Source organism: Nocardioides sp. NPDC059952, assembly GCF_042730435.1.
GTDB lineage: Bacteria > Actinomycetota > Actinomycetes > Propionibacteriales > Nocardioidaceae > Nocardioides.
Genome location: NZ_JBHWLY010000034.1, coordinates 39,787 through 63,874 on the forward strand (window position 1 = coordinate 39,787; position 24,088 = coordinate 63,874).

At 70.4% G+C, this 24,088-nt stretch carries 21 protein-coding genes; 12 read left to right on the forward strand and 9 right to left on the reverse strand.

The features are described 5' to 3' along the window. The first annotated feature begins 35 nt into the window (after positions 1-35). The 5 genes from ACFV9G_RS16730 to ACFV9G_RS16750 are packed head-to-tail and all read left to right on the forward strand — an operon-like array spanning position 36 to position 7,732. Positions 36-1,490: a pyridoxal phosphate-dependent decarboxylase family protein gene (locus tag ACFV9G_RS16730; protein ID WP_378728615.1), complete on the forward strand. Its 1,455-nt coding sequence runs from the start codon at positions 36-38 to the stop codon at positions 1,488-1,490. Beyond that, a complete protein-coding gene (locus ACFV9G_RS16735) occupies positions 1,487-2,848 on the forward strand; it encodes a lysine N(6)-hydroxylase/L-ornithine N(5)-oxygenase family protein (RefSeq protein ID WP_378728616.1) in 1,362 nt (453 codons plus the stop codon). Before ACFV9G_RS16730 ends, ACFV9G_RS16735 begins: the two co-directional genes overlap by 4 nt. Then, the gene (locus ACFV9G_RS16740; RefSeq protein ID WP_378728617.1) at positions 2,845-5,136 is read left to right on the forward strand and encodes a GNAT family N-acetyltransferase; all 2,292 of its coding nucleotides are present in this window, start codon (positions 2,845-2,847) and stop codon (positions 5,134-5,136) included. The genes ACFV9G_RS16735 and ACFV9G_RS16740 overlap by 4 nt, the downstream gene beginning before the upstream one ends. Beyond that, a complete protein-coding gene (locus ACFV9G_RS16745; RefSeq protein WP_378728618.1) occupies positions 5,133-7,229 on the forward strand; it encodes a penicillin acylase family protein in 2,097 nt (698 codons plus the stop codon). The genes ACFV9G_RS16740 and ACFV9G_RS16745 overlap by 4 nt, the downstream gene beginning before the upstream one ends. Then, positions 7,220-7,732, forward strand: a complete 513-nt coding sequence (locus tag ACFV9G_RS16750; RefSeq protein ID WP_378728619.1) for a GNAT family N-acetyltransferase — start codon at positions 7,220-7,222, stop codon at positions 7,730-7,732. Before ACFV9G_RS16745 ends, ACFV9G_RS16750 begins: the two co-directional genes overlap by 10 nt. Before the next feature lies 1 nt (position 7,733). Here the strand turns inward: ACFV9G_RS16750 and ACFV9G_RS16755 are convergent, their stop codons facing one another. From ACFV9G_RS16755 to ACFV9G_RS16770, 4 genes are all read right to left on the reverse strand, one after another. Next, a complete protein-coding gene (locus tag ACFV9G_RS16755; RefSeq protein ID WP_378728620.1) occupies positions 7,734-8,069 on the reverse strand; it encodes a DUF1048 domain-containing protein in 336 nt (111 codons plus the stop codon). Between the two features lie 527 nt (positions 8,070-8,596). After that, positions 8,597-9,091: a hypothetical protein gene (locus ACFV9G_RS16760; protein ID WP_378728621.1), complete on the reverse strand. Its 495-nt coding sequence runs from the start codon at positions 9,089-9,091 to the stop codon at positions 8,597-8,599. 41 nt (positions 9,092-9,132) lie between these two features. Further along, on the reverse strand, positions 9,133-9,648 hold the full coding sequence (locus ACFV9G_RS16765) for a SigE family RNA polymerase sigma factor (protein ID WP_378728622.1): 516 nt from the start codon (positions 9,646-9,648) through the stop codon (positions 9,133-9,135). Continuing rightward, on the reverse strand, positions 9,635-10,906 hold the full coding sequence (locus tag ACFV9G_RS16770) for a hypothetical protein (protein ID WP_378728623.1): 1,272 nt from the start codon (positions 10,904-10,906) through the stop codon (positions 9,635-9,637). Before ACFV9G_RS16770 ends, ACFV9G_RS16765 begins: the two co-directional genes overlap by 14 nt. Before the next feature lie 117 nt (positions 10,907-11,023). Between ACFV9G_RS16770 and ACFV9G_RS16775 the strand changes: the two genes are divergently transcribed. Genes ACFV9G_RS16775 through ACFV9G_RS16790 form a run of 4 tightly spaced genes read left to right on the forward strand, consistent with a single transcriptional unit; the run spans position 11,024 to position 17,007 of the window. After that, positions 11,024-13,267, forward strand: a complete 2,244-nt coding sequence (locus tag ACFV9G_RS16775; protein WP_378728625.1) for an HAD-IB family phosphatase — start codon at positions 11,024-11,026, stop codon at positions 13,265-13,267. Between the two features lie 11 nt (positions 13,268-13,278). Beyond that, on the forward strand, positions 13,279-14,469 hold the full coding sequence (locus ACFV9G_RS16780; RefSeq protein WP_378728626.1) for a zinc-binding dehydrogenase: 1,191 nt from the start codon (positions 13,279-13,281) through the stop codon (positions 14,467-14,469). Positions 14,470-14,500: 31 nt separating this feature from the next. Next, entirely contained in the window at positions 14,501-16,081 is a 1,581-nt protein-coding gene (locus tag ACFV9G_RS16785; protein ID WP_378728627.1) for a lactate racemase domain-containing protein, read from the forward strand. Continuing rightward, positions 16,078-17,007: a lysophospholipid acyltransferase family protein gene (locus ACFV9G_RS16790; RefSeq protein ID WP_378728628.1), complete on the forward strand. Its 930-nt coding sequence runs from the start codon at positions 16,078-16,080 to the stop codon at positions 17,005-17,007. Before ACFV9G_RS16785 ends, ACFV9G_RS16790 begins: the two co-directional genes overlap by 4 nt. 6 nt (positions 17,008-17,013) lie before the next feature. On the opposite strand, the gene ACFV9G_RS16795 is transcribed toward ACFV9G_RS16790, so the two are convergent. Then, the gene (locus ACFV9G_RS16795; protein WP_378728629.1) at positions 17,014-18,096 is read right to left on the reverse strand and encodes a Vms1/Ankzf1 family peptidyl-tRNA hydrolase; all 1,083 of its coding nucleotides are present in this window, start codon (positions 18,094-18,096) and stop codon (positions 17,014-17,016) included. Positions 18,097-18,139: 43 nt separating this feature from the next. Next, positions 18,140-18,574, reverse strand: a complete 435-nt coding sequence (locus tag ACFV9G_RS16800; RefSeq protein WP_378728630.1) for a hypothetical protein — start codon at positions 18,572-18,574, stop codon at positions 18,140-18,142. A 150-nt stretch (positions 18,575-18,724) separates the two neighbouring features. Between ACFV9G_RS16800 and ACFV9G_RS16805 the strand changes: the two genes are divergently transcribed. Both ACFV9G_RS16805 and ACFV9G_RS16810 read left to right on the forward strand, forming a co-directional pair. Next, positions 18,725-19,105: a hypothetical protein gene (locus ACFV9G_RS16805; protein WP_378728631.1), complete on the forward strand. Its 381-nt coding sequence runs from the start codon at positions 18,725-18,727 to the stop codon at positions 19,103-19,105. Between the two features lie 7 nt (positions 19,106-19,112). Then, positions 19,113-19,985: a serine/threonine-protein kinase gene (locus ACFV9G_RS16810; RefSeq protein ID WP_378728632.1), complete on the forward strand. Its 873-nt coding sequence runs from the start codon at positions 19,113-19,115 to the stop codon at positions 19,983-19,985. A 29-nt stretch (positions 19,986-20,014) separates the two neighbouring features. Here ACFV9G_RS16810 and ACFV9G_RS16815 read toward each other — a convergent pair whose 3' ends face one another. From ACFV9G_RS16815 to ACFV9G_RS16825, 3 genes are read right to left on the reverse strand one after another with little or no spacing between them, the layout of a single operon-like run. Beyond that, complete coding sequence (locus ACFV9G_RS16815; RefSeq protein ID WP_378728633.1) at positions 20,015-20,680, reverse strand: response regulator transcription factor; 666 nt, start codon at positions 20,678-20,680, stop codon at positions 20,015-20,017. After that, entirely contained in the window at positions 20,665-22,107 is a 1,443-nt protein-coding gene (locus ACFV9G_RS16820) for a sensor histidine kinase (protein ID WP_378728634.1), read from the reverse strand. Before ACFV9G_RS16820 ends, ACFV9G_RS16815 begins: the two co-directional genes overlap by 16 nt. Next, positions 22,094-22,366 carry a hypothetical protein gene (locus ACFV9G_RS16825; protein WP_378728635.1) on the reverse strand — a complete coding sequence of 91 codons (273 nt, stop codon included), beginning with the start codon at positions 22,364-22,366 and terminating at the stop codon, positions 22,094-22,096. The genes ACFV9G_RS16820 and ACFV9G_RS16825 overlap by 14 nt, the downstream gene beginning before the upstream one ends. Positions 22,367-22,468: 102 nt before the next feature. Here ACFV9G_RS16825 and ACFV9G_RS16830 point away from each other — a divergent pair, with 102 nt between their 5' ends. Then, a complete protein-coding gene (locus ACFV9G_RS16830) occupies positions 22,469-24,010 on the forward strand; it encodes an AMP-binding protein (protein WP_378728636.1) in 1,542 nt (513 codons plus the stop codon). Positions 24,011-24,088 lie beyond the last annotated feature (78 nt).

Here is a 24,088-nt window from a genome sequence, read left to right on the forward strand (position 1 = left end):
TCGCCTAACCTAATCCCCCGTGTCGAAGGAGACCAGTGAGCGCACCGCACTTGGAGCATCTGTTCCACCCCGACAATGCTCGTGAGTACACCAGCGGCATCACCGAAGCAATCAGACTGCTCGTCGACCAGCTCGCCACGCTCGAGGGTCCCACCACCGGGATCTCGCCCGAGAAGGCCGCCGAACCGGTCGCCGAGGTCGACCTGGACACCCCCCTCGCCGACGGCGCCGCCGCGCTGGCCGAGGTCAGCAAGCTGTGGCTCAAGGACGCGGTCTGGTTCCACGACCCCTCCTACGCCGCCCACCTGAACTGCCCGGTCGTGATCCCCTCCCTCGTGGGCGAGCTGCTGATCGCGGCCGTCAACACCTCGATGGACACCTTCGACCAGTCCGTGGGAGGTACGTTCATGGAACGTCGTCTCATCGACTGGACCGCTGCCCGCGCGGGCTACCCGGAGGCGACCCGCGACGGCATCTTCACCAGCGGCGGCAGCCAGTCGAACCTGCAGGCGCTGCTCCTGGCCCGTGGTGAGGCGGCGCGCCGCGGCGTACCGCTGGACCGGCTGCGCTTCCTGACCTCCGCCGACAGCCACTTCTCCATCGCCAAGTCGGCTCGCCTGCTCGGCATGGGCGACGCGGCCGCGATCGCGATCCCGACCGATGCGGAGCACCGGATGGACGTCGTCGCGCTGCGCGAGGCGCTCGACGAGTGCGTCGTCGACGGGCTCGTCCCGGCCGCGGTCGTGGCCACCGCCGGCACCACCGATTTCGGTGTCATCGACCCCCTCCACGCCATCGCCGATGCCTGCCGGGACTTCAACGTCTGGTTCCACGTCGACGCGGCGTACGGCGGTGGGCTGCTCGCCTCGCCGAAGTATCGCCACCTGCTCGACGGCATCGAGCGGTCGAACTCGATCACCATCGACTACCACAAGACCTGGTTCCAGCCGGTCTCCTCCAGCGCCCTGCTGGTCCGCGACCTGGCGAGCCTGCAGCACGCCTCCTGGTACGCCGACTACCTCAACCCGCGGGAGTCGGAGAACCCCAATCAGGTCGACAAGTCCCTGCAGACCACCCGCCGCTTCGACGCACTCAAGCTGTGGCTGACGCTGCGCACCATGGGCCCCGACCAGATCGGCGCCTACCTGGAGACCGTGATCGACCTGGCCCGCGAGGTCTACGACATCCTCAGCGTGCAGCCCGACATCGAGGTCATCACGCCCTCGCAGCTCTCCACCGTCGTCTTCCGCTACGTCGACGCGCACCTGGACGAGACTGGGCTCGACGAGGATCGGGTCGGCGAACTCAACCGCCGCATCCGAGCCGAGATGTGGAGCGGCGGCCGCGGTGTCGTCGCCGCGACCAAGGTCGACGGCCGGCAGTTCCTCAAGCTCACCCTGCTCAACCCCAAGGCCTCCGTGCAGGACGTACTCGAGATCATCGAGCAGGTCCGTACGCTGGGCCGCGCCGTTCCGGAGGTCGTCCGATGACCGCACCTACAACCGTGTTCACCGACGCATCGGCCGGCGTCCACGACCTGATCGGCATCGGGCTCGGCCCGTTCAACCTGGGCCTGGCCGCCCTCGCCGACCCGATCGACGAGCTCGACTGCCTCTTCCTCGAGGGCCGCGACCGGTTCGACTGGCATCCCGGGATGATGCTCGACGAGGCCACCCTGCAGGTGCCGTTCCTCGCGGACCTGGTGACGATGGCGGACCCGACCTCGCGGTTCAGCTTCCTCAACTTCCTCAAGCAGACCGGCCGGATCTACCCGTTCTACATCCGGGAGAACTTCCTGCCCCACCGGCGCGAGTACAACCAGTACTGCCAGTGGGTCGCCGAGCGGCTCGACTCGGTGCGCTTCGGGCAGCACGTCACCTCCGTGGAGCACGACGGCGAGACGTACGTCGTCACCACCGCCTCCGGCCAAGGCGATCGAACCCAGACGCATCGGACCAGGCGGCTGGTGCTCGGGACCGGGACGACCCCGCGCGTCCCGGAGTGTGCGGCCGAGGCCGTGGCCGCGGAGGGGCCGGCGCTGCACAGCGCCGAGTACCTGGCCCGCAAGGACGAGCTCGTCACCCGGCGCAGCATCACCGTCGTCGGCAGCGGCCAGTCGGCCGCCGAGGTCTACCTCGACCTGCTGACCACCCAGCCCGACCACGACTACCAGCTGGCCTGGCTGACCCGCAGCCCGCGGTTCTTCTCGATGGAATACACCAAGCTCACCCTCGAGCTGACCTCCCCGGAGTACTCCGCCTACTTCCAGGCACTTCCGAGCGAGAAGCGCGACCGGCTGCTGAAGGCACAGCAGAGCCTCTACAAGGGCATCTCGGGCGACACCATCGACGCGATCCACGAGGCGCTCTACACCCGGTCGGTCACCGAGGCGGCCGAGACCACGCTGCTGACCAACACCGAGGTGCGTGGCGTGACCCGCACCGACGACGGCTACCACCTCGCGCTGCACCACGTGGAGCAGGAGGAGGACTACGAGATGGCGACCGAGGCGCTCGTCCTCGCCACCGGATACCGCGCCGGCATCCCGGCCTTCCTGGAGCCCGTCCGGGACCGGCTCCGCCTCGACGAGCAGGGGCGCTACGCCGCCAGCTCGACCTTCTCGGTCGACACCACCGACCGCGAGATCTGGGTGCAGAACGGCGAGGAGCACACCCACGGCTTCGTCGCCCCCGACCTCGGCATGGGCGCCTACCGCAGCTCGGTGATCCTCGCCGCCATCCTCGGCCGGGAGCCGTACCCGGTCGAGAAGCGGGTCGCCTTCCAGGAGTTCGGCGTCCCGGACCGTTTCAAGATTCAGCCCGGCCAGTCCACGGAGGAGAACCGATGAGGATCACGATCGAACCACTCGAGATCGAGGCTCACCTCGCCACCGTCCACTCCTGGGTGACCCACCCGCGCTCGGCGTACTGGATGATGCTGGACGCCGCGCTCGAGGATGTCGCCGCGGAGTACGCGCGGATCGCCGCTCACCCGCACCACGACGCCTGGCTCGGCCGGGTCGACGGGGTGCCGGCGTTCCTGGTCGAGACCTACGACCCTGCCCGCAGCGAGCTCGCCGGGATCACGCACGTGCCCGACCTGGCCGTCGGCGACCTGGGCATGCACGTCCTGGTCGCGCCGACCTCCGGTGAGCCCGTCACCGGCTACACGACCCGGGTCTTCCGGGCGGTCATGCGGCACTGCTTCGCGGACCCCGGCGTGCGTCGTGTGGTCGTCGAGCCGGACGTACGCAACGAGGCGATCCGTCGCAAGAACACCGAGGCGGGCTTCGTCGAGCTGCGCGAGATCGGCATCGGGGAGAAGACGGCGATGCTCTCGGTCTGCACCCGGGAGATGTACGCGGCCGCTCACCTGCGACCGGAGAACCTGCGCGTCGCGCACCGCCACCTGGTCGCCAAGGCGATCGCGGAGTTCAGCCACGAGCGGATGCTCGCGCCCGTGGCCACCGACGCGGGCTGGGAGCTGCCGGGGCCGTCCTCGACCTACACCTTCACCGCGCGCCGCTTCCAGCTCGACCACTGGGTGGTGGACGCGGACTCGATCGTGCGGCGGACCACGACGGTGTCTGGCTCGGGGGAGGAGGCCGAGGTCGACGCACAGGCGTTCGTCGCCGAGTTCGCCCCCGACCTCGGGATCCCGGACACGCTGCTGCCGACCTACCTGGAGGAGCTGGCGGCGACCATCGCCTCGGCCTGCTGGAAGCTCGAGCACCAGACGCTGACGGCCGCCGACCTGGTCGACGCCGACCATCAGAGCGTCGAGGGAGCGATGAGCGAGGGCCACCCGGCCTTCGTCGCCAACAACGGCCGGATCGGCTTCGACATCGACGACCACGCCCGCTGGGCGCCGGAGACGAGCAACGACCTGAGCCTGGTGTGGGTCGCCGTCTCCCGGGACCAGTCCCATCTGGCCCTGGGGCGCGGCGAGGACGAACAGGCTCTCTACGAGGCCGAGCTCGGCGAGGCGACGCTGGCCCGGTTCGCGGCGAAGCTGCGCGGCCTCGGGCTCGACCCGGACGGGTTCCGCTACCTGCCGGTCCACCCGTGGCAGTGGCGCCACAAGCTGGCGGTCACCTTCGCCACCGACGTCGCCGCGCGCCGGCTGGTGCTGGTCGGGTCGGGCGAGGACGTGCACCGGCCGCAGCAGTCGATCCGGACGTACTTCAACACGAGCCGGCCCGAGCGGCACTACGTCAAGACGGCGCTGTCGATCCAGAACATGGGCTTCATGCGGGGGCTCTCGCCGGCCTACATGAAGGCCACCCCGGCCATCAACGACTGGGTCGCCGACGTGGTGGAGGGCGACGCGGAGCTCAAGGAGCGTGGTTTCGGGGTGCTACGCGAGCTCGCCTCGATCGGCTGGACCGGCGACGTCTTCCACGCCCTGCCGAGCCCGTCGCCCTACCGGAAGATGATCGCCGCGCTGTGGCGGGAGTCGCCGGTGCCGCGCCTGGCAGAGGGGGAGCGGTGCGCGACGATGGCGGCGCTGCTGCACCGCGACGCCGACGGTGCCTCGTACGCGGCCGAGCTGGTCCGAGCCTCCGGGCTGCCCGCGCGGGACTGGGTCCGCAGCTACCTCGACGCCTACCTGCGCCCGTTGGTGCACTGCCTGCTGGCGTACGACCTGGTGTTCATGCCGCACGGCGAGAACCTGGTGATGGTGCTGCGCGACCACGTCCCGGTGCGGACGTTCATGAAGGACATCGGCGAGGAGGTGGCGGTGATGGGTGATCTGCCGCTGCCCGAGGAGGTCTCCCGGATCCGCGGCTCCTTCCCCGACGACGTCAAGGCGCTCGCGGTCCATACCGACATCTTCGACGGGGTGCTGCGCTATGTCGCCGCGATCCTGGATGATGAGGGGGTGCTGCCGGAGACCGAGTTCTGGGCCGAGACGCGGGCCTGCATCGTCGACCACGCCGCCGACCACCCGGAGCTCGCCGACGCGGTCGCGCGCTACGACTTCCTCCGCCCGCGCTTCCGCCACTCGTGCCTGAACCGGCTCCAGCTCCGCAACACCCTGCAGATGGTCGACATCACCGACCAGGCAGAGTCGCTCATCTTCGCCGGCACGCTGGCCAATCCCGTCGCGGAACCGGCCGCCGATCCAGTCGCATGAACCTTCTTCGCGACGAGTGGGGCATCCCGCATGTGCGGGGTGCCTCGCTGACCGAGGTGGCCCGGCTGCAGGGCCGGGCCACCGCTCGGGACCGGGCCTGGCAGCTCGAGATCGAGCGGTTGCGGGGCGAGGGCCGCACCGCGGAGCTGCTCGGCCCTGCCGGGCTGGAGTGGGACGTCTTCGCCCGCCGCTCCCGGCTGGCCGCGGTGGCGCGGGCGGCCTACGAGCGGCTCGACGAGGAGGCGCAGGGGTTCCTGGCAGCGTACGTCGACGGGGTCCGCGCCGGTCTCGCGGAGACCTCCTGTCCCGAGCTCGATGGGCCTGGCGGGCTCGGTTCCGCGCCGGGCACCTGGCAGCCGTGGACGCCACTGGCGGTCTTCTGGGTGCAGCAGATCCTGTTCGGGTCGTTCCCCTCGAAGCTGTTCGGCGCCCGAGCGGCGAGGGTGCTCGGGCCCGAGGCCGAGCTGTTCCGCACCGAGGGCCTCTCCGGTGGGTCCAACGCGTACGCCGTCGGCGGCGGCCGCACCGTCTCCGGTCTGCCGCTGGTGGCGGGTGACCCGCACCGGGTCTTCGAGGCGCCCAACGTCTATCTCCAGGTGCGGCTGGCGTGCACCGACCCCGACGATGCCTTCGACGTGGTCGGGATGACCTTCCCCGGCGTACCCGGTGTGCAGCACTTCGCGCACGCCGGTCAGGTCGCATGGGGGATCACCAACGCGATGGCCGACTACCAGGATCTCGTACGCGTCGACCTGACCCGCTCCGGCGACTCGGTGCACTCGGCGAGCGGCGAGGTGCGGCGGAGCGTCGAGACGGTCCTCGTCCGCGACCAGGAGCCCGTCGAGGTCGAGATCCTGGAGACCGACGGCGGACCGGTGGTCCTCGGTGGTCCCGACGAGGGCTGGGGACAGGTGCTGCGCTCGCCCGGCCACGAGGTCGGGGACCTCGGCTTCGGGGCGCTGCTGCCGCTGCTGCGGGCCCGCTCGGTCGCCGACGTGGAGGCCGCGGTGGCGCACTGGGTCGAGCCGGTCAACAACTGGGTGATCGCCGACGTGGCGGGTGATGTCGTCCACACCGTCGGTGGCCGGGTGCCGCGCCGCGACGAGGCGGGGGAGTGGACCGGCTGGGTCGCGCCGCTGCCGCGGCGTACGGCGTCGGCGGATGGTTCCGTCGTGACCGCCAACGACCGCTGCATGCCGGAGTTCGACGTGCTCGCGGCCGGCTTCGCGCCACCGTTCCGGGCGGACCGGATCGGACAGCTCCTCGACGATGCCGGGCTCCTCGACGCCGAGCATGCGGTGGCGGTACTCGCCGACACCACCCAGACCGCGGGCGGGCCCTTGCTCGCGCTGCTCCCGGTCGATCTTCGTCCGCCGGTGCTGGTGGACTGGGACGGCGCGATGGACGGCTCCCCGGGTGCGGCCTGGTATGCCGCGCTGCGCGCCGAGGTGGTCGACCGGATCTGCGCGGCACCGGTGCTCGCACCGCTGTGTGAGCCGTCGGAGCACGGGCCTCTCTACGAGCCCTGGTTCAGCCTGCCGTCGCGGGTCGCGGCCTGCTTGCACGTCATTCTGTCGGCGAAGCGGCCCTTCGGCCTGGACCCGATCGCTCTCGTCGAGGAGGCTGCCCGGGCCGTCTACCTGGCCGAGTCGGCGCCCACCGACCCGGAGACGCCGAGCCGGCTCGTCATGACGAGCCGACTCGGCAAGGACAGTGGTCAGGACGTGCCGACTCGGCGGGGGCACCTGCCGCACTGGCCCGAGTGGCACCGGTTCTGGCCGTTGCACGCGTTGGAGCAGTTCGACCTCCCGCACACCCGGACCGCCCCCGCCACGCCGCTGCCCGGCGACACCGACACGGTCCGCTGCAACGCCTGGATCCCGGGCGCGACCGTGACCGTCCGGGGCTCGGTCGCACGCTACGCCTGGGACCTGGCCGACCGCGACAAGAGCCGCTGGGTCGTACCCCTCGGTGTCAGCGGGTCCCCTGATAGCCCCCACCACACCGATCAGCACGACGTCTGGGCCAGCGGAGGCGCGCTCCGCGTCGTCACCGACTGGTCCCTGCTCACCGAGGAGAAGACATGCCCCTGACCGACCCAGCCCTGACCCTTCGCGACCTGGAGCCGTCGGCCGACATCGACCTGTTGTGCGGTTGGCTGCACGACGATCGGGCCCGGTTCTGGGGCATGGTCGAGAAGCCGCGCGAAGAGATCGAGGAGATCTACACCTGGCTCCAGGAGCAACCGCACCTGGCGGCGTACATCGTCGAGATCGACGGCGACCCGGTCGCGCTCTTCCAGACCTGGGACCCCGAGGTCGACGAGCTCGGCACCTTCTATGCGCGGCTCCCCGGCGACCTCGGCGTCCACCTCTTCCTGGCCGACACTCCCGCCCGGAAGGGTCACACGGAGACCGTCCTCGGGTTCTTCCTCGAGCAGGTCGTGGCCAAGCCCGGCGTACGCCGTGTCGTCGTCGAGCCCGATGCCACCAACGAGGCCTCCCTCGCCCGCCTCGACGCCTACGGCTTCCGCCGGGGCCCGGTCGTCCAGCTCCCGCACAAGGTCGCCCAGTACGCCTTCCTCGACCTGCCCTGACTCACGAGAGCTTCTGGGCGACCTCGTTGAGGTTGGCCCGCGGCTTGTTCCGGTAGGCGTCCTGCTGCTCGGGCAGCCGGGCGTCGCAGAACGCGGCCAGGTCGGGTCCGGTGACCTCGATGACGCTGCGTCCGGCGGCGGCCTCGGTCTCGAACTGGTCGAGGACGTCGCGCAGGATCGCGACGATGTCCATCCCGTCGCCGGCGGTGAAGCGCCACATGTAGTCCTTCATCTCGCCGTAGACGGTCCTGTAGTCGGCGGGGAGCTCCGCGGCGCGGGCTTCCATGCGCTTCCAGTCCTTCTTGTCGCCTACGAGGCGGGCGAGGAGGTTGTTCATGGTGGTGCTCCTTGTGATCGTTGTTTCTCGGTCCCCCGTTCGGGGCGATGAAAGAAGCGTGCAGCCCTGACGCAGCGTCAAGGTCAAGCACCGATCCGAAGAAAGCTCTCGCACTGGGACGCAGACGGCGCGATAGCAACCTCGTCGAGTCGGCTCGCCCTGACCGAAAATCTCGCCGAGTCGGCTCGTTAGAACGGGCCGACTCGGCGGGGTGTGAGGTCAGAACGAGCCGACTCGGCGTGTGTGTCTCGCCGCTCGGCGTCGAGTCGGCGCGTTTGTCTCGCGGGTTGGCTCGAGTCGGCGCGTCTGTCTCGCTGTCGCTCATCGAGTCGGCGATCCGGTTGGGACTGTTGCGCCGAATCGACGGTCTGGGGTGAGGCAGTTGCGCCGAGTCGGCTTGTCCTGACGCGGACTCTCGTCGAGTCGGCTCGTTAGAACGGGCCGACTCGGCGGGGTGCGGGGTCAGAACGGGCCGACTCGGCGGGGGCGGCAGGTGACGGCCTCCTCGGACGCTGGCGTCCTAGGGGCTAGTCGGCGACCATCTCGACGAGCCGGCCCATGGCGCCCAGCTCGGCATCGTGGACGCCTTCGTCGGGGACGATGACGAGCGACCACAGTCGACTCCCGACAGCGACGTTTCCGACCACGAGGTCGCCGTCCTCGTGCTCCTCGACGCACACGAAGGCGTCGTCGTCGATCTCGACGGGTTCGGGGGAGGCGATGCAGTCCTCGCGACTCGCGTCGAGCCCGGCCCGGACGGAGGTGTCGACCAGCGTGGTCACGAAGATGGCGCCCCGGTCGCTGGTGTAGGTGCAGACGTCCTCGTCAGCGGTGTGCGACCAGGAGCCGGGGATGGCGCTGGCGACCTGACCGGGCTCGAAGAGACAGGGCCCGGAGGCTTCGACGGAGGAGGAGGTCGAAGGGCTCGGACCGGGGCTGCTCGTGGTGGGCTCCCCGGAGCCGCAGCCGGCCAGAGCGGTCGCGGAGAGGACGGCTGCGACGCTCAGCAGCTTCCTCGACACGTACGTCTCCTCTGGTGCGGGGTTCGCGCCAGTTTCGCAGGTCACCCTCGAAAGCCTGCAACCGAGGATCCATCGGCGGGCGCAAGATCGGGGATCAGGGTGCGTAACCGCGCGAGGGCGTCGCTGGTCTGAGACTTGACGGTGCCGATCGAGATGCCGAGCATCGCCGCGGTCTCGCGCTCGGTGAGGTCGTCGTAGTAGCGCAGGACGATGACGGCGCGCTGTCGAGGCGGGAGCCGCAGCAGTGCATCCCGGACGGTGAGGCTCGAGGTCAGGTCCGCCCGGGCCGCCTCCCGGTCGGGGAGACGCTCCACCGGGGTCTCGCGCCACCGGCGGGTGCGCCATCGGGTGGTGGCCTCGCGAGCGAGCACCTTGCGGACGTACGCCTCGGGGTTGTCCTTGATCCTTCCCCACTTCGGCACCACCTTGATGAGCGTGATCTGGACGAGGTCCTCGGCATCCTCGGCATGGCCGGTGAGGAGAAAGGCCGTACGCAGCAGGGCGGGGCGGCGGGCCGCGATGAACTCCTCGAAGAGCTGACCGTCAGGCGCGGGCACGGCGCCTCCAGGTCTGAATCGCGAAGGCGGCGGCAATGATTGTCATGCCGGCCGCAATGGTCGGGACCCACGGGGACCAAGGGCGGGGTGGGGCAGGCTGGTTCTTCACCGGTGCGTCGAGCAGGTTGATCGCGAGGCGGGCGGTGTTGACGGATGCGCTGAGCGTCTCGGCGGAACCGTCCCGAACGTCGACCGAGACCAGGTCGACGCTGCCATCGTCGCCGTGGCTTCTCAGGGCGGCGACACGGTTGTCGTCGAGCCACGAGATCACTCCGAAGTAGTTGCCTGGGATCAGATCGCCATAGCCGAACTCATCGATTCCTTTCACGCTGATCCGGGCTGGCAGGGAGTCGCCGAAGATCGCGGCGACGCGTTTCGAGTCCGGTGTCAGGGCGACAGTCTGTGACCCGTTGATCCGTCCCGCGGTCTGGGGGATCTCGGCGGGAGCGGTTGTCCCGTCGGTCTGGATGATGACCGTGTCCTGGCCCTCGACGGTCACTGTGCCGACGCCGGTCGTGCTCGCCGTGTCGAGCGATGTGCGGAGGGCAGAGGCGTTGCCAGTGCTCAGGTCGAAGATGATGCTTCGGGCATCCGTGGATAGGCAGCAGTCCTGCATCTGCCCGAACTCGACGCCGAGATGGGTGGGATCGAACCAGACGAAGGCGCCGTGCCCGATCCCGTGCTCGGTGCTGGGCGTCTGGGTGACCACGTCACCGGTTGTGGTGTCGTAGACGGCATAGCCGTTGATCGTGCCGTCTACGAGGGCAGGAATGGGGTCGGCCACCTTGCCGGTGGTCCAGTAGGCGACGTGGCGACCGTCGGGGGAGAGCTCGGCTTCGCCGAGATAGGCGGTGGCCGCGTGCGGCAGGTCGAGGAACGCGTACGCGCCGGTCTCGGCCGAGACCCCGACCAGGCCGTCACCCGTCCCGAACCAACCCTTGCGGGGTGCGTCGAACGTGGCGATGAGTGGACCGAGGGGGCCCACCGAGTCTGTGCCGGGCAGATGAGGGCTGGGCTCGTGGAAACGACTCGGGAGGTAGGTCCCTGTCCCGGTATCCGTCGCCGGCGCGACGTCGGCGCGTTGTTGCCAGGTCACCGACCCCAGCGCGATCAGCAGCAGACAGGCGACGGCAGCGATGGCGACCGTTCCGATCCGCTGCGTACGCGCGATGCGGCGGCCACGCCGCCACAGCTGCCCGGGCGGGGCGCCTCCGGTGGGCGCGTCACGGGCGAGTTCTTCGAGCAGGTCGGTCAGCACATCGGTCTCCAGATCGGTCGTCCGATGGCTTACACGTATCGAGACCGGCGGAAGGTTGGGTGCTGATTTGAACAGATATCCCACGCGGGCTTGGCCGCATTGGGCAGAATCGCGAGCGTGACCTCTGACATCAGAGAACGGCTCGCGGGGCAGCATGTGCTGCTCACTGGAGTGACCGGGTTCGTCGGCGAGGCGCTGCTGCACCTGATGCTGACCGAGGTGCCGGACGTACGTCTCAGCGTGCTGGTCCGGCCCAAGGGGTCGACGTCGGGGGCGGACAGGATCGCGAAGATGCTGACCAAGCCGATCTTCGAGGCCGTCTCGGACGCGGAGGTGAACGTCGTCGAGGGCGATCTCTCCGACCCGCCGGCGCTGCCGGAGGATCTCGACGCGGTGGTGCACTCGGCGGGCGACGTCTCCTTCGACCCGCCGGTCGACGAAGGGTTCGTCACCAACGTCGTCGGCGTGCGCGAGCTGCTCAGGCGGGTCGCGGAGACGGGGCGGGACATCCACTACCTGCACGTCTCGACCGCGTACGTCTCCGGGCGGCGAAGGGGACACATCCCCGAGGGACCGGTGGACCATGACGTCGACGTGGACGCCGAGCTCGCCTGGGGGCTGGCGCGGCGCGCGGCCGTCGAGGAGCGCTCGCGCAGCGTCGAGGTGATCTCGAACCTGCGCAAGCAGGCCGAGCGTGAGCACGGTCGTGCCGGCCTGATGACGGCCGCGGCGGCCGCCGAGGAGGCGCGGAAGAAGTGGGTGAAGGACGAGCTCGTCCGCCTCGGCACCGAGCGCGCGCGGTCGCTGGGCTGGACCGACGCCTACACCTTCACCAAGGCGCTGGGGGAGCGGGTCGTCGAAGCCCACGCCGCGGCCGGGAACCGGGCCACGATCTACCGTCCGGCGATCATCGAGTCGGCCATCTCCCGCCCTCATCCGGGCTGGATCGAGGGCTTCAAGATGGCCGAGCCGCTGATCCTGGCCTACGGCCGCGGCGAGCTGCCGCTCTTCCCTGCCGCTGCGGACACCCCGGTCGACATCGTGCCGGTCGACCACGTCGTCGCCTCGATCGTGGCGTGCCTGGCGCACCCGCCGGAGCATGGCGACCCGGCCTACTTCCATCTCGCCTCCGGCGACCGCAACCCGGTGACGTTCGGGATGCTCTACGAGACCGTGCGGGCCTACTTCTCCAAGGAGCCGTTCGCGGCCGGTGACCGCGGTGCGGCCCGGCTGCCGGAGTGGACGTTCCCGGGCGGGGCCTCGGTCGAGCGGATGATGGTGACCGGGGAGCGGGTGCACAAGATCGCCGACAGGCTGCTCGGGCTGGCCCCGCGCAGCGACCGCACCCGCGGATGGGCGCGCGACCTCGACCGGCAGGGCCGGCGGCTGCAGTTTCTCCGTCGCTACCTGGACCTCTACAAGGAGTACGCCCAGGCCGACCTCCGTTTCGTCGACACCAACACGCTCTCGCTCTACCGATCGCTGTCGCCGGCCGACCAGGAGACCTTCGCCTTCGACACCGGCGTGATCGACTGGCACGAATACCTCTACGACATCCACGTGCCGTCGGTGACCAAGCCGGTCCGTGATCTCGACGAGCTGCGCAAGCTGCGGAAGAGGCCCGTCCCCGGGCGGCTGCCGCAGCTCAAGGACGGGCGGGTCGCGGCCTTCTTCGACCTCGACGGCACCCTGATGTCCTCCAACGTGATCGAGACCTACCTGTGGCTGCGGCTCGGTGAGCTCTCCGGCACCCGGAAGGCGGCCGAGATCGCCCGGATGGCGAGCAAGGTGCCCGGTTACGTGTGGGCGGACCGGACCGAGCGCGGCGCGCTGCTGCGTACGGTCTACAGGGAGTACGCCGGCTCCCGGCTCTCCGAGCTCGACCAGATCGTCGACGAGCACCTGACCACGCACATCCTCGGGCGGCTCGCCCCGGACGCGGTCCGGCGGATCCGGGAGCACCGGGCCGCGGGGCACGTGACGGTGCTGGTCACGGGCGCGATCCGGCCGCTGACCCGGCCGCTGATGCCGCTGTTCGACCACATCGAGGCGGCCGACCTGGCCGTCGACGACCGCGGGTTCTGCACCGGTCACCTGGCCTCGTCGCCGCTGGTCGGGGAGTCGCGCGGCGCGTTCGTCCGCGAGTGGTCACGCCGCGAGGGCATCTCGCCCTCCGACTGCTTCGCCTACGCCGACTCCCACTCCGACCTCCCGCTGCTCGCGGCGGTCGGGCACCCGATCGCCGTCCGTCCCGACGTACCTCTGTTCCGGCACGCCAAGAAGTCGCACTGGACGATCGTCGACTGGGAGTCGCCGGGCCACGCGAGCCGCACGCTCGACCCGGCCGGGCTGCACCGATGAGGAGGGGCTGAATGCTTGCGCTCGAGATGTACCGCAGCGTCGCTAAGACGGCGTTGGGGAAGGTCGCCGGGGGACGGCTGCCGCTGCTGCTGACCGGCGCGGCGGCGCCGCTGCGGATGGTGACGCTGGACCCGCCGAAGGTCGAGCACGAGGGGTGGGCACGGCTGAAGGTGTCGCTGGCCGGGATCTGCGGGTCCGACCTGGGGATGCTCTCGGGGCGGACGAGCCTCTACTTCCAGCCGCTGGTGAGCCTGCCGTTCGTGCCCGGCCACGAGATCGTGGGCGAGCTGCTCGACCCCTGCGGCGACCTGGCGGCCGGGACCCGCGTGGTCGTCGACCCGGTCCTGACCTGTGCCGCGCGCGGGCTGGAGGCGTGCGAGGCGTGTGTCCGGGGCGAGACCAACCGGTGCTCCCGGATCACCGTCGGCGACATCTCCTCCGGGCTGCAGACCGGGTTCTGCCACGACACCGGCGGCGGCTGGTCCCAGCAGCTCTCGGTGCACCGCTCACAGCTCCACGTGGTGCCGGAGGGCTACTCCGACGAGCAGGCGCTGCTCGCCGAGCCGGTCGCCTGCGCAGTGCACACCGCACGAAGAGCCGCGGTCAAGCCAGGTGACCGGGTGCTCGTCTCGGGGGCCGGTGCGGTGGGTCTGCTGGCCACCCTGGCCCTGCGCGAGCTCACCGACGCCGGCGAGATCCTGGTCGTCGCCAAACACGCCCATCAGCGTGAGCTGGCGCTGGAGTTCGGCGCCACCGAGGTCGTGGCGCCGTCGGAGACGCTGCGCAGGATCAGGCGCGCGACCAGCGCGTTCATGCTCGAGCCGGAGATGCTGTCGGCGCCCTACCTCCTCGGCGGGGTCGACGTGACCATCGACGCGGTCGGCTCCAAGGAGTCGCTGCAGACCTGCCTGCACGCCACCCGCGCGGGTGGACGCGTGGTGCTCTCCGGGATGCCCGCCTCCGCCGATCTGTCCGCGGCCTGGTTCCGGGAGCTCGAGGTGGTCGGGACGTACGCCTCCTCGCGTGGCTCCGGCGACTTCGCCACCGCGCTGGACCTGGTCGGTCATGACGCCATGTGCCGCCTCGCGAAGACCGTCGCGCCCTACCCGCTCCACCGCTGGCGCGAGGCCCTCGACCATGCCCACTCAGCCGGTCGGCTCGGCACCGTCAAGGTGGCGTTCGACCCACGCCGAACGAATTGAGCACTGCCGTCTTGAAGAAGGAGAGTCATCGATGACACGGCCAGGTTTCGTGCTGGAGGTCGACGACCGTACGCCGCCCCTGCTCGTCCACGAGGGGCTCGGGTTCCGGCTCGAGGAGTTCCCGCAGGGCACGCGGGTGGTCTACCCGCCCGAGTCGCTGCCGACGGTGCCGGACGTGGACGGGGCGATCCGGGAGGCGCTGGAGAACCCGGTCGACTCCGAGCCGCTGCGGGAGCTGATGTTCCCGGGGATGCGGCTCACGATCGCCTTCGACGACCTCTCGCTGCCGCTGCCGACCATGAAGGCGCCCGACATCCGGGGCCGGATCATCGAGCAGGTGCTCACGGTCGCGGCCGAGAAGGGCGTCGACGATGTCGAGATCATCGCCGCGCTGGCCCTGCACCGCCGGATGACCGACGCGGAGATGAAGCACATCGTGGGGGAGCGGGTCTACCGGTCCTTCGCGCCGCAGGGGCTGCTCTACAACCACGACGCCGAGGACCGCACCAACCTCGAGCACATGGGCGTCACCGACAAGGGCGAGGACGTCGAGATCAACAAGCGGGCGGCCACCTCCGACCTGCTGATCTACGTCAACGTCAACCTCGTCGCGATGGACGGCGGCCACAAGTCGGTCGGCATCGGGCTGGCCTCCTACAAGTCGATCAAGCACCACCACAACGCCAAGACCATGGTGCACTCGCGCAGCTTCATGGACCACAAGCACTCCGAGATGCACTCCTCGGCCTGGCGGATGGGCCGGCTGATCGGCGAGCACGTCAAGGTCTTCCAGATCGAGACGACGCTCGACAACGAGGTGTTCGGGAAGCCGTACGACACGCTGCTCAAGCGTGAGTGGGAGTGGTCGTTGCGCGACCAGGCCACCGTGCTCGGCCTGCGCAGAGGGCTGGCGGTCGCGCCGCAGAAGATGCGCCACAAGATGTTCCACGACCTGCGCTCCAACTACGGGCTGACCGGGATCACCGCCGGGGCCGTCGAGCCGGTCCACGAGCTCACCGTGCAGCGGGTCCACCAGCAGCAGAGGGTCAAGGTCGAGGGCCAGTCCGACGTGATGGTGATGGGGGTGCCCTATCTCGGCCCCTACAACGTCAACTCGACCATGAACCCGATCCTGGCCGCCTGCATGGGGCTGGGCTACTACTTCAACTCCTACCTGCGGCAGCCGGTCGTGCGTGAGGGCGGCGTCGCGATCCTCTACCACCCGCTCGACGAGGGCTTCAACACCCTCACCCACCCCTCCTACGTCGACTTCTACGAGGAGGTGCTGGCCGACACCAACGACCCGGCGCTGATCGGGCCGAAGTTCGAGGAGCAGTTCGCCACCGACCCCTGGTACGTCCACCTCTACCGCACCTCGAACGCCTACCACGGCGTCCACCCGTTCTACATGTGGTACTGGATCGCGCACGCCCTCGACCACCTCGGCGACGTGATCTGGGTCGGCGGCAACCCCAAGGCCGCGGCACGGATGGGGTTCCGGTCGGCGACCACCTTGCGGGATGCGCTGGAGATGGCTTCCTCGACGGTCGGCCCGTCGCCGTCGATCACCTACCTGCGCAATCCTCCGCACCTGCTGGCGGACGTCCGATGAGCTTCTGGAAAGAGACAGCCCGCGACGTACGGCTCATGAAGCGGGGCTGGCGGTGGGGACACCGGGCGCAGGTGCCGCGGTCGGCGGAGCCGTTCGTGCCGCCGGCGACGACGACGGTCTTCGACAACGAGTGGTCGCGCAAGCCGCCGGCGCGGGCGGTCAGGGAGGTCGCCCAGGCCGGGCTGGAGGCGGTCTTCCGGTCGCAGGTGAAGACCCAGGTCGAGGGGCTGGACGTGCTCGAGAAGCTCGACGGGCCGGTGATCTTCGTGGCCAACCACGCCTCCCACCTGGACACCCCGCTGATCCTGCTGAGCCTTCCTGACCAGTGGCGGCGGCGTACGGCGGTGGCGGCCGCCGCCGACTATTTCTTCGACACCTGGTGGCGGGCGGTGGGCTCCTCGCTGGTCTTCAACACGCTGCCGATCGACCGTCGCGGGGGCGCGCTCGCGAACGCACCCGGTGAGGTGCTCGCCGACGGCTGGTCGCTGGTCGTCTTCCCTGAAGGCACCCGGTCCAAGGACGGCACCGTCGGCCGGTTCCGGTCCGGCGCTGCCTACCTGGCCGTCGAGTACGGCGTTCCCGTGGTCCCGATCGCCCACCGCGGCACCTACGCGGCGATGCCGCGCGGGGTGAACTGGCCGGGCAAGGACAGGTCCGGGGGCCGCCGCCAGCTGACCGTACGCTTCGGGGAGCCGCTGCGCCCGGCAGCGGGCGAGTCGATGCGTGAGTTCGCGCCCCGGATCCGGACGGCGGTGGCGAGGCTGCTGGATGAGGACGCCACCGACTGGTACTCCTCGATCCGCCGCGCCGCCGAGGAGCGCACCCCCGACCCGGCCGGTGAGGAGATCGCCGAGTGGCGCAAGGTCTGGGCGGCCACGGAGTCACCCGACCCCGATCCCGACAAGATCCGGGCCTGGCGCCGCTGAGCCGGGTCAGGCCCAGCGCAGCAGCGCGGCGACCGGGGCGTCGCCGAGCAGGCTGGCGGGCAGCACGCACACCTCCGCGTCGGTGAGGACCGCGGCGGCGATGAGTGCCTCGTCGGCCTCGACCGGACCGGAGACCGGAGCCTCACCGAAGGCGAGGCCGGGATGATCCGCCGGGTCGAGCATGCGGCCGATGAGTGCTTCGGGGTCGATCAGCAGGGTCTCGACGCGGCCGGTGACGAACGCATCGGCGACGTCGCGTACGCCGGTGGCCGCGCGTTCGCCCCTGCCCCAGGCCTCCTCGAGCCGTCCGACCAGCGTCGTGCGATGGCGTACGACCCGGTCCAGCAGCGCACTGCGGATCGCGTCGTCTCGGGCCTGGTCGCCGCCGTCCGCGGCGCGTTGCCCGCTTGCCAGCTCGACCACCTCGGCAGGGAGGCCGGCGAGGCGCTGGCGCAGCCTGCCCACCGTGGTCGGGTCGCCGCCGACGAGCACGAGCTCATGGCCGTGTTCGCGGACCAGCCTGGTCACCTCCTCGGCCACCTTGTCGGCGTTGTGACGCCAGACGTTGTCGGTGGTCTGCTGCATGCGGAAGGCCGCCCACCCGACGTTGTCGTGGATCTTGTGGACGTGCTCGAGCTCGTCGCCCGCCACGGTGGTCGTGCTCGTGGGCTGTGGCAGTCCCGAGTCCCACAGCGAGATGTCGCCACCGGTGTGGTCGGCCAGGACCAGCACGAACGGCATCGAGGTCTCGCGCGCGGCGATCCAGGAGCCGAGGTCGGGCAGCGCGTCCCAGGTCGCGACCGGGTTCGGGACCTCGGCGACGGCGACCGCGTCGTAGGCGATCCCCTCGGGCGTCGCCACGACGACCCGCGCGAGCGGGGCCGGCTGGCGTACGTTCGTCTCCAGCCGGTCGGAGACCTGCGCGACGACTCCCGGGGGAGCGCCCTGGGCGGAGAGCTCCTCGCAGGCGGCTCGCACCCGCAGCCCCTTGGCGTGGGCCGCGTTCTCCGAGTCCTGGCTGACATCGGCCAGCACGGTGGCGTACGGCCCCGGACGGGTCAACAGGTTGGTGAATCCAGCGGTGTCCATACCGGAGTGGTACCCACCGGCAGGGGCTGTCACACGGTCCGGCTCAACCGGCTTCGCAGGTCACCTCGGTGACGTGCCACTCCTCGTCCTTGCCCTCGCCGGAGCGGGTGACGACGAGGGTGAACACGGACTGACCGCCGTCGGGGGTCAGCTCCACCGTGGCGCCGGTCTCGGTGAGGTCGGTGGAGGTGATACGTACCTTCTCCAGGTGGCCGCGCGCGTCAGCAGTCTTCTCGGTCGGCGGGGTCTGGACCGAGGGACAGGCCCGCGCCCACTGCGCCACCAGATCCGGCTTCGCCTCGACCGTGGTCCAGGTCGTGGTCCGCGCGAACCGGCTGGCGGCCGTCTCGGACTGTTCGGTGGCGTACTCGCGGAAGCGTGAGCGCGAGTAGCCGTAGCCGGCCACCGAGATCAGCACTCCGACCACCAGCAGCACGCCGACCTTGAGCGCGATCTCGCGCCGCTCGCTGCTTTGCACGGGACGTTCCTACCACCACCGGCCCCAGGACCCGAACCGGCTCGCGGATGAGAGAGCTCTCATGGTCATCTCACGATCACCTCACCGCGGGTGGAGATGGTTCTTCCATGGCGCCGGGAACACCCGGGGCAGAACCTGAAGGGACGAATGATGAAGAAGCTTCCGATGATCCTCGGGACCGGCCTGGTCGGCGTGGTCGCGGCCGGTGTGTTCACCTACCAGAGCGCTGCCGCTGTCGATGGTGACGACTACGCCAAGCGTGAGGAGAAGTCCAACACCCAGGTGACCACCGTCGACGACGATGACGACAACGACGCCGACGACGTCACCCGCGACGCCGCCGGCAACGACACCGCGACCAACGGCACCGGCGTGACCCGGGCGACCAAGGACAACACCCGCGACAACACCCGCGACAACACCAAGAACACCCGCGACGACCAGACCTCGGACAACAACACCAAGGACAACACGCGGGACAACACGCGGGACAACACCCGCGACAACACCAACGACCGGACCCAGGGCTGAGTCGAAGATGACCGACACCTGGGGCCTGGTCCAGGGTGACGCGATCACCCCCGAGCTGACCGCGATGCGGCTGCTCGGGGGCGGCTCGTCGTACGAGGCCTTCCTGGCCTTCGACGAGATCACCTACGGGCCGGTCGTCGCCAAGGTCCTGCGACCGAACCTGATCGACAGCGAGACCAGCCGCAACGCGCTGCGGCGCGAGACCGACGCACTGACGCAGCTGCGTCATCCGGTCCTCGTCCGCGGCCTTCGGGAGGACCTCGACGGCGAGCGCCCGTACGTCGTGATGGAGCACGTCGAGGGCCCCCGGCTCTCGACGCTGATCCGCCGCCACGGGCGCCTTCCGGAGCAGCAGTACCTGCCGCTGGTGCTCGACCTCGCCTCGGCGCTGCACTACCTGCGTCGCTCCGGCTGGGTGCACCTCGACCTCAAGCCGAGCAACCTGATCATGGGCTCACCGGCCCGGCTGATCGACCTCTCGGTCGCCCGGCCCACCGAGGCGGCGGCCGCGCTGCGGCACGAGATCGGCACCGACGCCTACATGGCGCCCGAGCAGTGTCTGCCCGGCGAGCGGGGCGAAGTCGGTCCCGCCAGCGACGTGTGGGCCCTGGGCGCGACCCTCTTCCACGCCGTCACCGGCGAGCGGCCGTTCCCCCACGGCGACCCGTCGGCCGCGGACCGCGCCGAGCGCTACCCGCAGCTCGTCTCCGGGGCCGGCGACCTCCCCCGACGTACGCCGCCCGAGGTCGTCAAGGTGATCGAGGCGTGCCTCGCCCCGGCCGCCGGTGACCGGCCGGCCCCGGCGGAGATCGCCGAGACCGTCTCGCCCGCGCTCGAGCGACTTCCGCGCGCCTCGCTGGGCGGCCTGCGACTCGGCTGATCCTCTGGACTGATTCCCCCGGGTCCGGGTCAGGACTGGAAGCGGTAGCCCATGCCGCGGACGGTCTCGACCCGGGCCGAGCCCAGCTTCTTGCGCAGGTAGCCGACGTAGACGTCGACGACGTTGGAGCCCGGGTCGAAGTCCATGCCCCAGGCCAGGTCGAGCAGCTGCGCGCGGGAGAGCACCTGCCCCGGGTGCCGCAGCAGCACCTCGGCCAGCGCGAACTCGCGGGCGGAGAGGTCGCTCTCCCGCCCGTCGACACGCAGCCGCCGCGTACGCAGGTCCAGCGCCACCGAGCCCGAGCGGAGCTCGCCCACCTCCGCGGCGGTGCTGTCCTGCTGCCGCAGGCGTACGTTGATCCGAGCCCGCAGCTCGGCGAAGCGGAACGGCTTGGCGAGGTAGTCGTCAGCGCCGCCCTCGAGCGCGGAGACGGTGTCCTGCACCGAGTCGCGGGCGGTCAGCACGACCACCGGCATCCGGGAGCCCTGGGCGCGCAGCTGGTCGAGCACCTCGAAGCCGTCGATCGTCGGCAGACCGATGTCGAGCACCATCAGGTCGAAGGCACCGCTCAGCGCCTCCTCGAGTCCCTCCAGCCCGTCGGAGACGGTGCTGACCTGGTGGCCGTCGGCGCTCAGGCCCTTGGCGAGGAAGGCCGCGATGCGGTCCTCGTCCTCGACGATCAGGATGCGGGCCATGCCTCTCCTTCGGTGCGTGCGGGCAGGGTGATCGTGAAGCGGGCGCCGGGAGGCGTCGCGTCCTCGACGCCGACGGTGCCGCCGTGGGCGGTGGCGATCGCCGAGACGATGGCGAGGCCGAGCCCGAGCCCCGGGCGGTCGCCCGAACCGGTCTCCGTGCCGCGCGCGAACCGCTCGAAGATCCGGTCCCGGTCCGCGGCGGGCACACCCGGTCCGGTGTCGCGCACCCACAGCCGCAGGGTGCCGTCGACGGTCGCCGAGCCGACCGCGATCCGGTCGCCGGGTGCGGTGTGGCCGGCGGCGTTGTCGCACAGCTGCAGCATCGCCTGGGTGACCCGCTGCGGGTCCAGGCGCCAGGTGCCGGGGGTGGCCTCGTCGAGGTGCCAGTCGCGGTCGGCGAGCGCGCTGGCCTTGGCCAGGATGTCCTCGGTGAGGGTGTCGACGTCGACCTCCTCCAGGGTGAGGAAGTCGGGCCGGTCGTGCTTGGCCAGCAGGATCAGGTCGCCGACCAGACGGCTCATCCGGTCGACCTCGTCGAGCGCCAGCCGCCGGGTCTGCTCGACCTCGGCCGGGTCGGACTCGTCGAGGAGCTCGAGGTGGCCGCCGATGATCGTCAGCGGCGTACGCAGCTCGTGACCGGCGTCGTCGAGGAACTGGCGCTGGTCGGTGAACGCCTGCTCCAGGCGGTCCAGCATGCCGTTGAAGTTCCTGGTCAGCGCGGAGATGTCGTCGTTGCCCGACTCGGGCAGCCGGGCGGAGAGGTCGGTCGCGCTGACCGCGCCGGTGGCGTTCCGCAGGCGGGTCAGCGGCGCCAGCAGCCGCCCGGACTGCCAGGCCGCGACCAGGGTCACGATCAGGGCGAGGAGGCCGGCCACGATCGTGTACGTCCGCATGGTGCTGCGCAGCTCGGCACGGTCCTCGTCGAGGTAGGAGACCACCAGGAGGGCGCCCTCGGTGGTGCCCTGGGCGTTGTCCTGCCGCACCGGCTGGCTGGTGATGCGTACCTCGCCGTCCGCGGTGTCGAGATAGGTCGTCCCGCCGTCGCGGACCACGTCGCGTACGGCGCTGCGGAACCGTGGCGATTCGACCAGCGGGTCCTCGGGGAAGTGCGCGCGCGGCCTGCCGTCGACCCAGGCGACGAGGAGCTCGTCGTCGTCGGGCACGTTGCGGCTCAGGAACGTCCGCAGCAGGCCCTCCACGTCGTACGGCGCCCTGGTCTCGGGGTCGATGCCCTCGGTGCGCAACCTGGAGAACTCGTCGAGCTCCTGCTCCATCTCGCGCGTGGTCGCGGCGTCGACCCGGCCGAGCTCGACGGCGTAGACGATGAGACCGGCGCCGGCCAGGGCGAGGGTGACCAGGAGAGCGACCGAGGCGGTGATCCGGGCGCGTACGGACAGCCCCCGGCGGCGGGGGTCAGTCGTCGTCATGTCGGTCGTCGCGGTCGTCATCATCGTCGTCGTCATCATCGTCGACGGGACCAGGAGTGACGACCGGGACACCCGAAGGATCCGCGCTCGGGGACGATCCGGTGCTCGGTGAGGACGGCGAGGTCGACTGCGAGGGCAGCACGACGGGCTCGCGGGGCGGCGGGTCGTTCTCGGAGGCTCCCGCGAAGGAGCCGGCCAGGTAGACGGCGACCGCCACCAGGACGACCAGCGGCAGGACGAGTTTCAGGGTGCGCGACATGACCCTTTGATAGTGCCTGACCACCTGTCCGATGTGGGGGTCCATGAGAGACCTCTCATGGATACAGTGATGCAGGTCACCGCATGCACCTGGAGGTAGCCCGTGTTCGTCCCGTTCAGCGTCAACGACTTCATCGACCGCGCCGCATCCGTCTACGGCGAGCGTGTGGGCATCGTCGACGAGCCTGACCAGCCGGCAGCCTCCTTGGGGGAGGTGACGTACGCCGAGATGAAGTCGCTCGCGAAGCGGATGGCGGCGAGGCTCGACGAGCTCGGCATCGGCGTGGGGGAGCGGGTCGCGATCGTGTCCCACAACTCGGCGCGACTGCTGACCGCGTTCTACGGCGTCTCCGGCTACGGCCGCGTCCTGGTGCCCGTGAACTTCCGCCTCCGTCCCGACGAGGTCTCCTACATCGTGGAGCAGTCCGGCGCCTCGGTGCTCTGGGTCGACCCGGAGGTCGACGAGGCACTGAAGGACGTCACCGCGAAGCACCGTTTCGTGCTCGGCGACGACGCCAACCTCTACGCCGCCGACGGCGTCGAGCCGAAGCCGTGGACGCCGGACGAGAACGCGACCGCGGCGATCAACTACACCTCGGGCACCACCGCCCGGCCCAAGGGTGTGCAGATCACCCACCGCAACATCTGGACCAACGCGCTGACCTTCGCGCTGCACGCGGGCTGCAACGACCGCGACGTCTACCTGCACACGCTGCCGATGTTCCACGCCAACGGCTGGGGGATGCCGTTCGCGGCGACCGGCCTCGGCATCAAGCACGTGGTGCTGCGCAAGGTCGACGGGATGGAGATCCTGCGCCGCGTACGCGACCAGGGGGTCACCTACATGTGCGCCGCCCCCGCGGTGGCCGCGGCCGTGCTCGATGCGCTTCCGCAGTGGCAGGCCACCGAGGGCGAGATCCCGGGACGGGACAAGGTGCGGATCATCATGGCCGGTGCGCCGCCGCCGACGAAGACGGTCGTGCGCGTCCAGGAGGAGCTGGGCTGGGAGTTCATCCAGATCTACGGCCTCACCGAGACCTCGCCGCTGCTGACCATCAACCGCACCCGCGCCGAGTGGGACGACCTCGACCCGATGGAGCGTGCCGCGAAGCTGACCCGCGCGGGCGCGCCCGCGATCGGGGTGAGCCTCGACATCTCGCCCGACAAGGAGGTCCTGGCCCGGTCCAACGTCGTGCTCGAGGGCTACTGGGAGAAGCCGGAGGAGACCGAGAAGGCCCTGGCCGAGGGCTGGTTCCACACCGGCGACGGCGGCAGCCTCGGTGACGACGGCTACCTCACCATCTCCGACCGCATCAAGGACGTCATCATCACCGGTGGCGAAAATGTCTCGTCTGCAGAGGTCGAGGACGTCCTCTTCCTGCACCCCTCGGTCGCCGAGGTCGCCGTGATCGGCATCCCGAGCGAGAAGTGGGGCGAGACCATCCTCGCCCTCGTCGTCCTCGCCCCCGGGACCGAGGCGACCCAGGAGGAGCTGATCGCCTGGTCCAAGGAACGGGCCGCCGGCTACAAGGCGCCGACGGTCGTCGAGTTCCGCGACTCGCTCGCCCGTACGGCCACCGGGAAGCTGCAGAAGTTCAAGCTCCGCGAGCCCTACTGGGGCGACCGCGATCGCAAGGTCAACTGACCCGCCGAGTCGGCTCGTTCTGACCAGAACCGACGCCGAGTCGGCGCGTTATAACGCGCCGACTCGGCGTCGGTTCTG

Bases quoted from the DNA above. Each gene is read 5' to 3' on its own strand.
- ACFV9G_RS16735 (WP_378728616.1), top strand. From the start codon at position 1,487: ATGACCGCACCTACAACCGTGTTCACCGACGCATCGGCCGGCGTCCAC.
- ACFV9G_RS16740 (WP_378728617.1), top strand. From the start codon at position 2,845: ATGAGGATCACGATCGAACCACTCGAGATCGAGGCTCACCTCGCCACC.
- ACFV9G_RS16745 (WP_378728618.1), top strand. From the start codon at position 5,133: ATGAACCTTCTTCGCGACGAGTGGGGCATCCCGCATGTGCGGGGTGCC.
- ACFV9G_RS16750 (WP_378728619.1), top strand. From the start codon at position 7,220: ATGCCCCTGACCGACCCAGCCCTGACCCTTCGCGACCTGGAGCCGTCG.
- ACFV9G_RS16755 (WP_378728620.1), bottom strand. From the start codon at position 8,069: ATGAACAACCTCCTCGCCCGCCTCGTAGGCGACAAGAAGGACTGGAAG.
- ACFV9G_RS16780 (WP_378728626.1), top strand. From the start codon at position 13,279: ATGCTTGCGCTCGAGATGTACCGCAGCGTCGCTAAGACGGCGTTGGGG.
- ACFV9G_RS16785 (WP_378728627.1), top strand. From the start codon at position 14,501: ATGACACGGCCAGGTTTCGTGCTGGAGGTCGACGACCGTACGCCGCCC.
- ACFV9G_RS16790 (WP_378728628.1), top strand. From the start codon at position 16,078: ATGAGCTTCTGGAAAGAGACAGCCCGCGACGTACGGCTCATGAAGCGG.
- ACFV9G_RS16795 (WP_378728629.1), bottom strand. From the start codon at position 18,096: ATGGACACCGCTGGATTCACCAACCTGTTGACCCGTCCGGGGCCGTAC.
- ACFV9G_RS16805 (WP_378728631.1), top strand. From the start codon at position 18,725: ATGAAGAAGCTTCCGATGATCCTCGGGACCGGCCTGGTCGGCGTGGTC.
- ACFV9G_RS16810 (WP_378728632.1), top strand. From the start codon at position 19,113: ATGACCGACACCTGGGGCCTGGTCCAGGGTGACGCGATCACCCCCGAG.
- ACFV9G_RS16815 (WP_378728633.1), bottom strand. From the start codon at position 20,680: ATGGCCCGCATCCTGATCGTCGAGGACGAGGACCGCATCGCGGCCTTC.
- ACFV9G_RS16820 (WP_378728634.1), bottom strand. From the start codon at position 22,107: ATGACGACGACTGACCCCCGCCGCCGGGGGCTGTCCGTACGCGCCCGG.
- ACFV9G_RS16825 (WP_378728635.1), bottom strand. From the start codon at position 22,366: ATGTCGCGCACCCTGAAACTCGTCCTGCCGCTGGTCGTCCTGGTGGCG.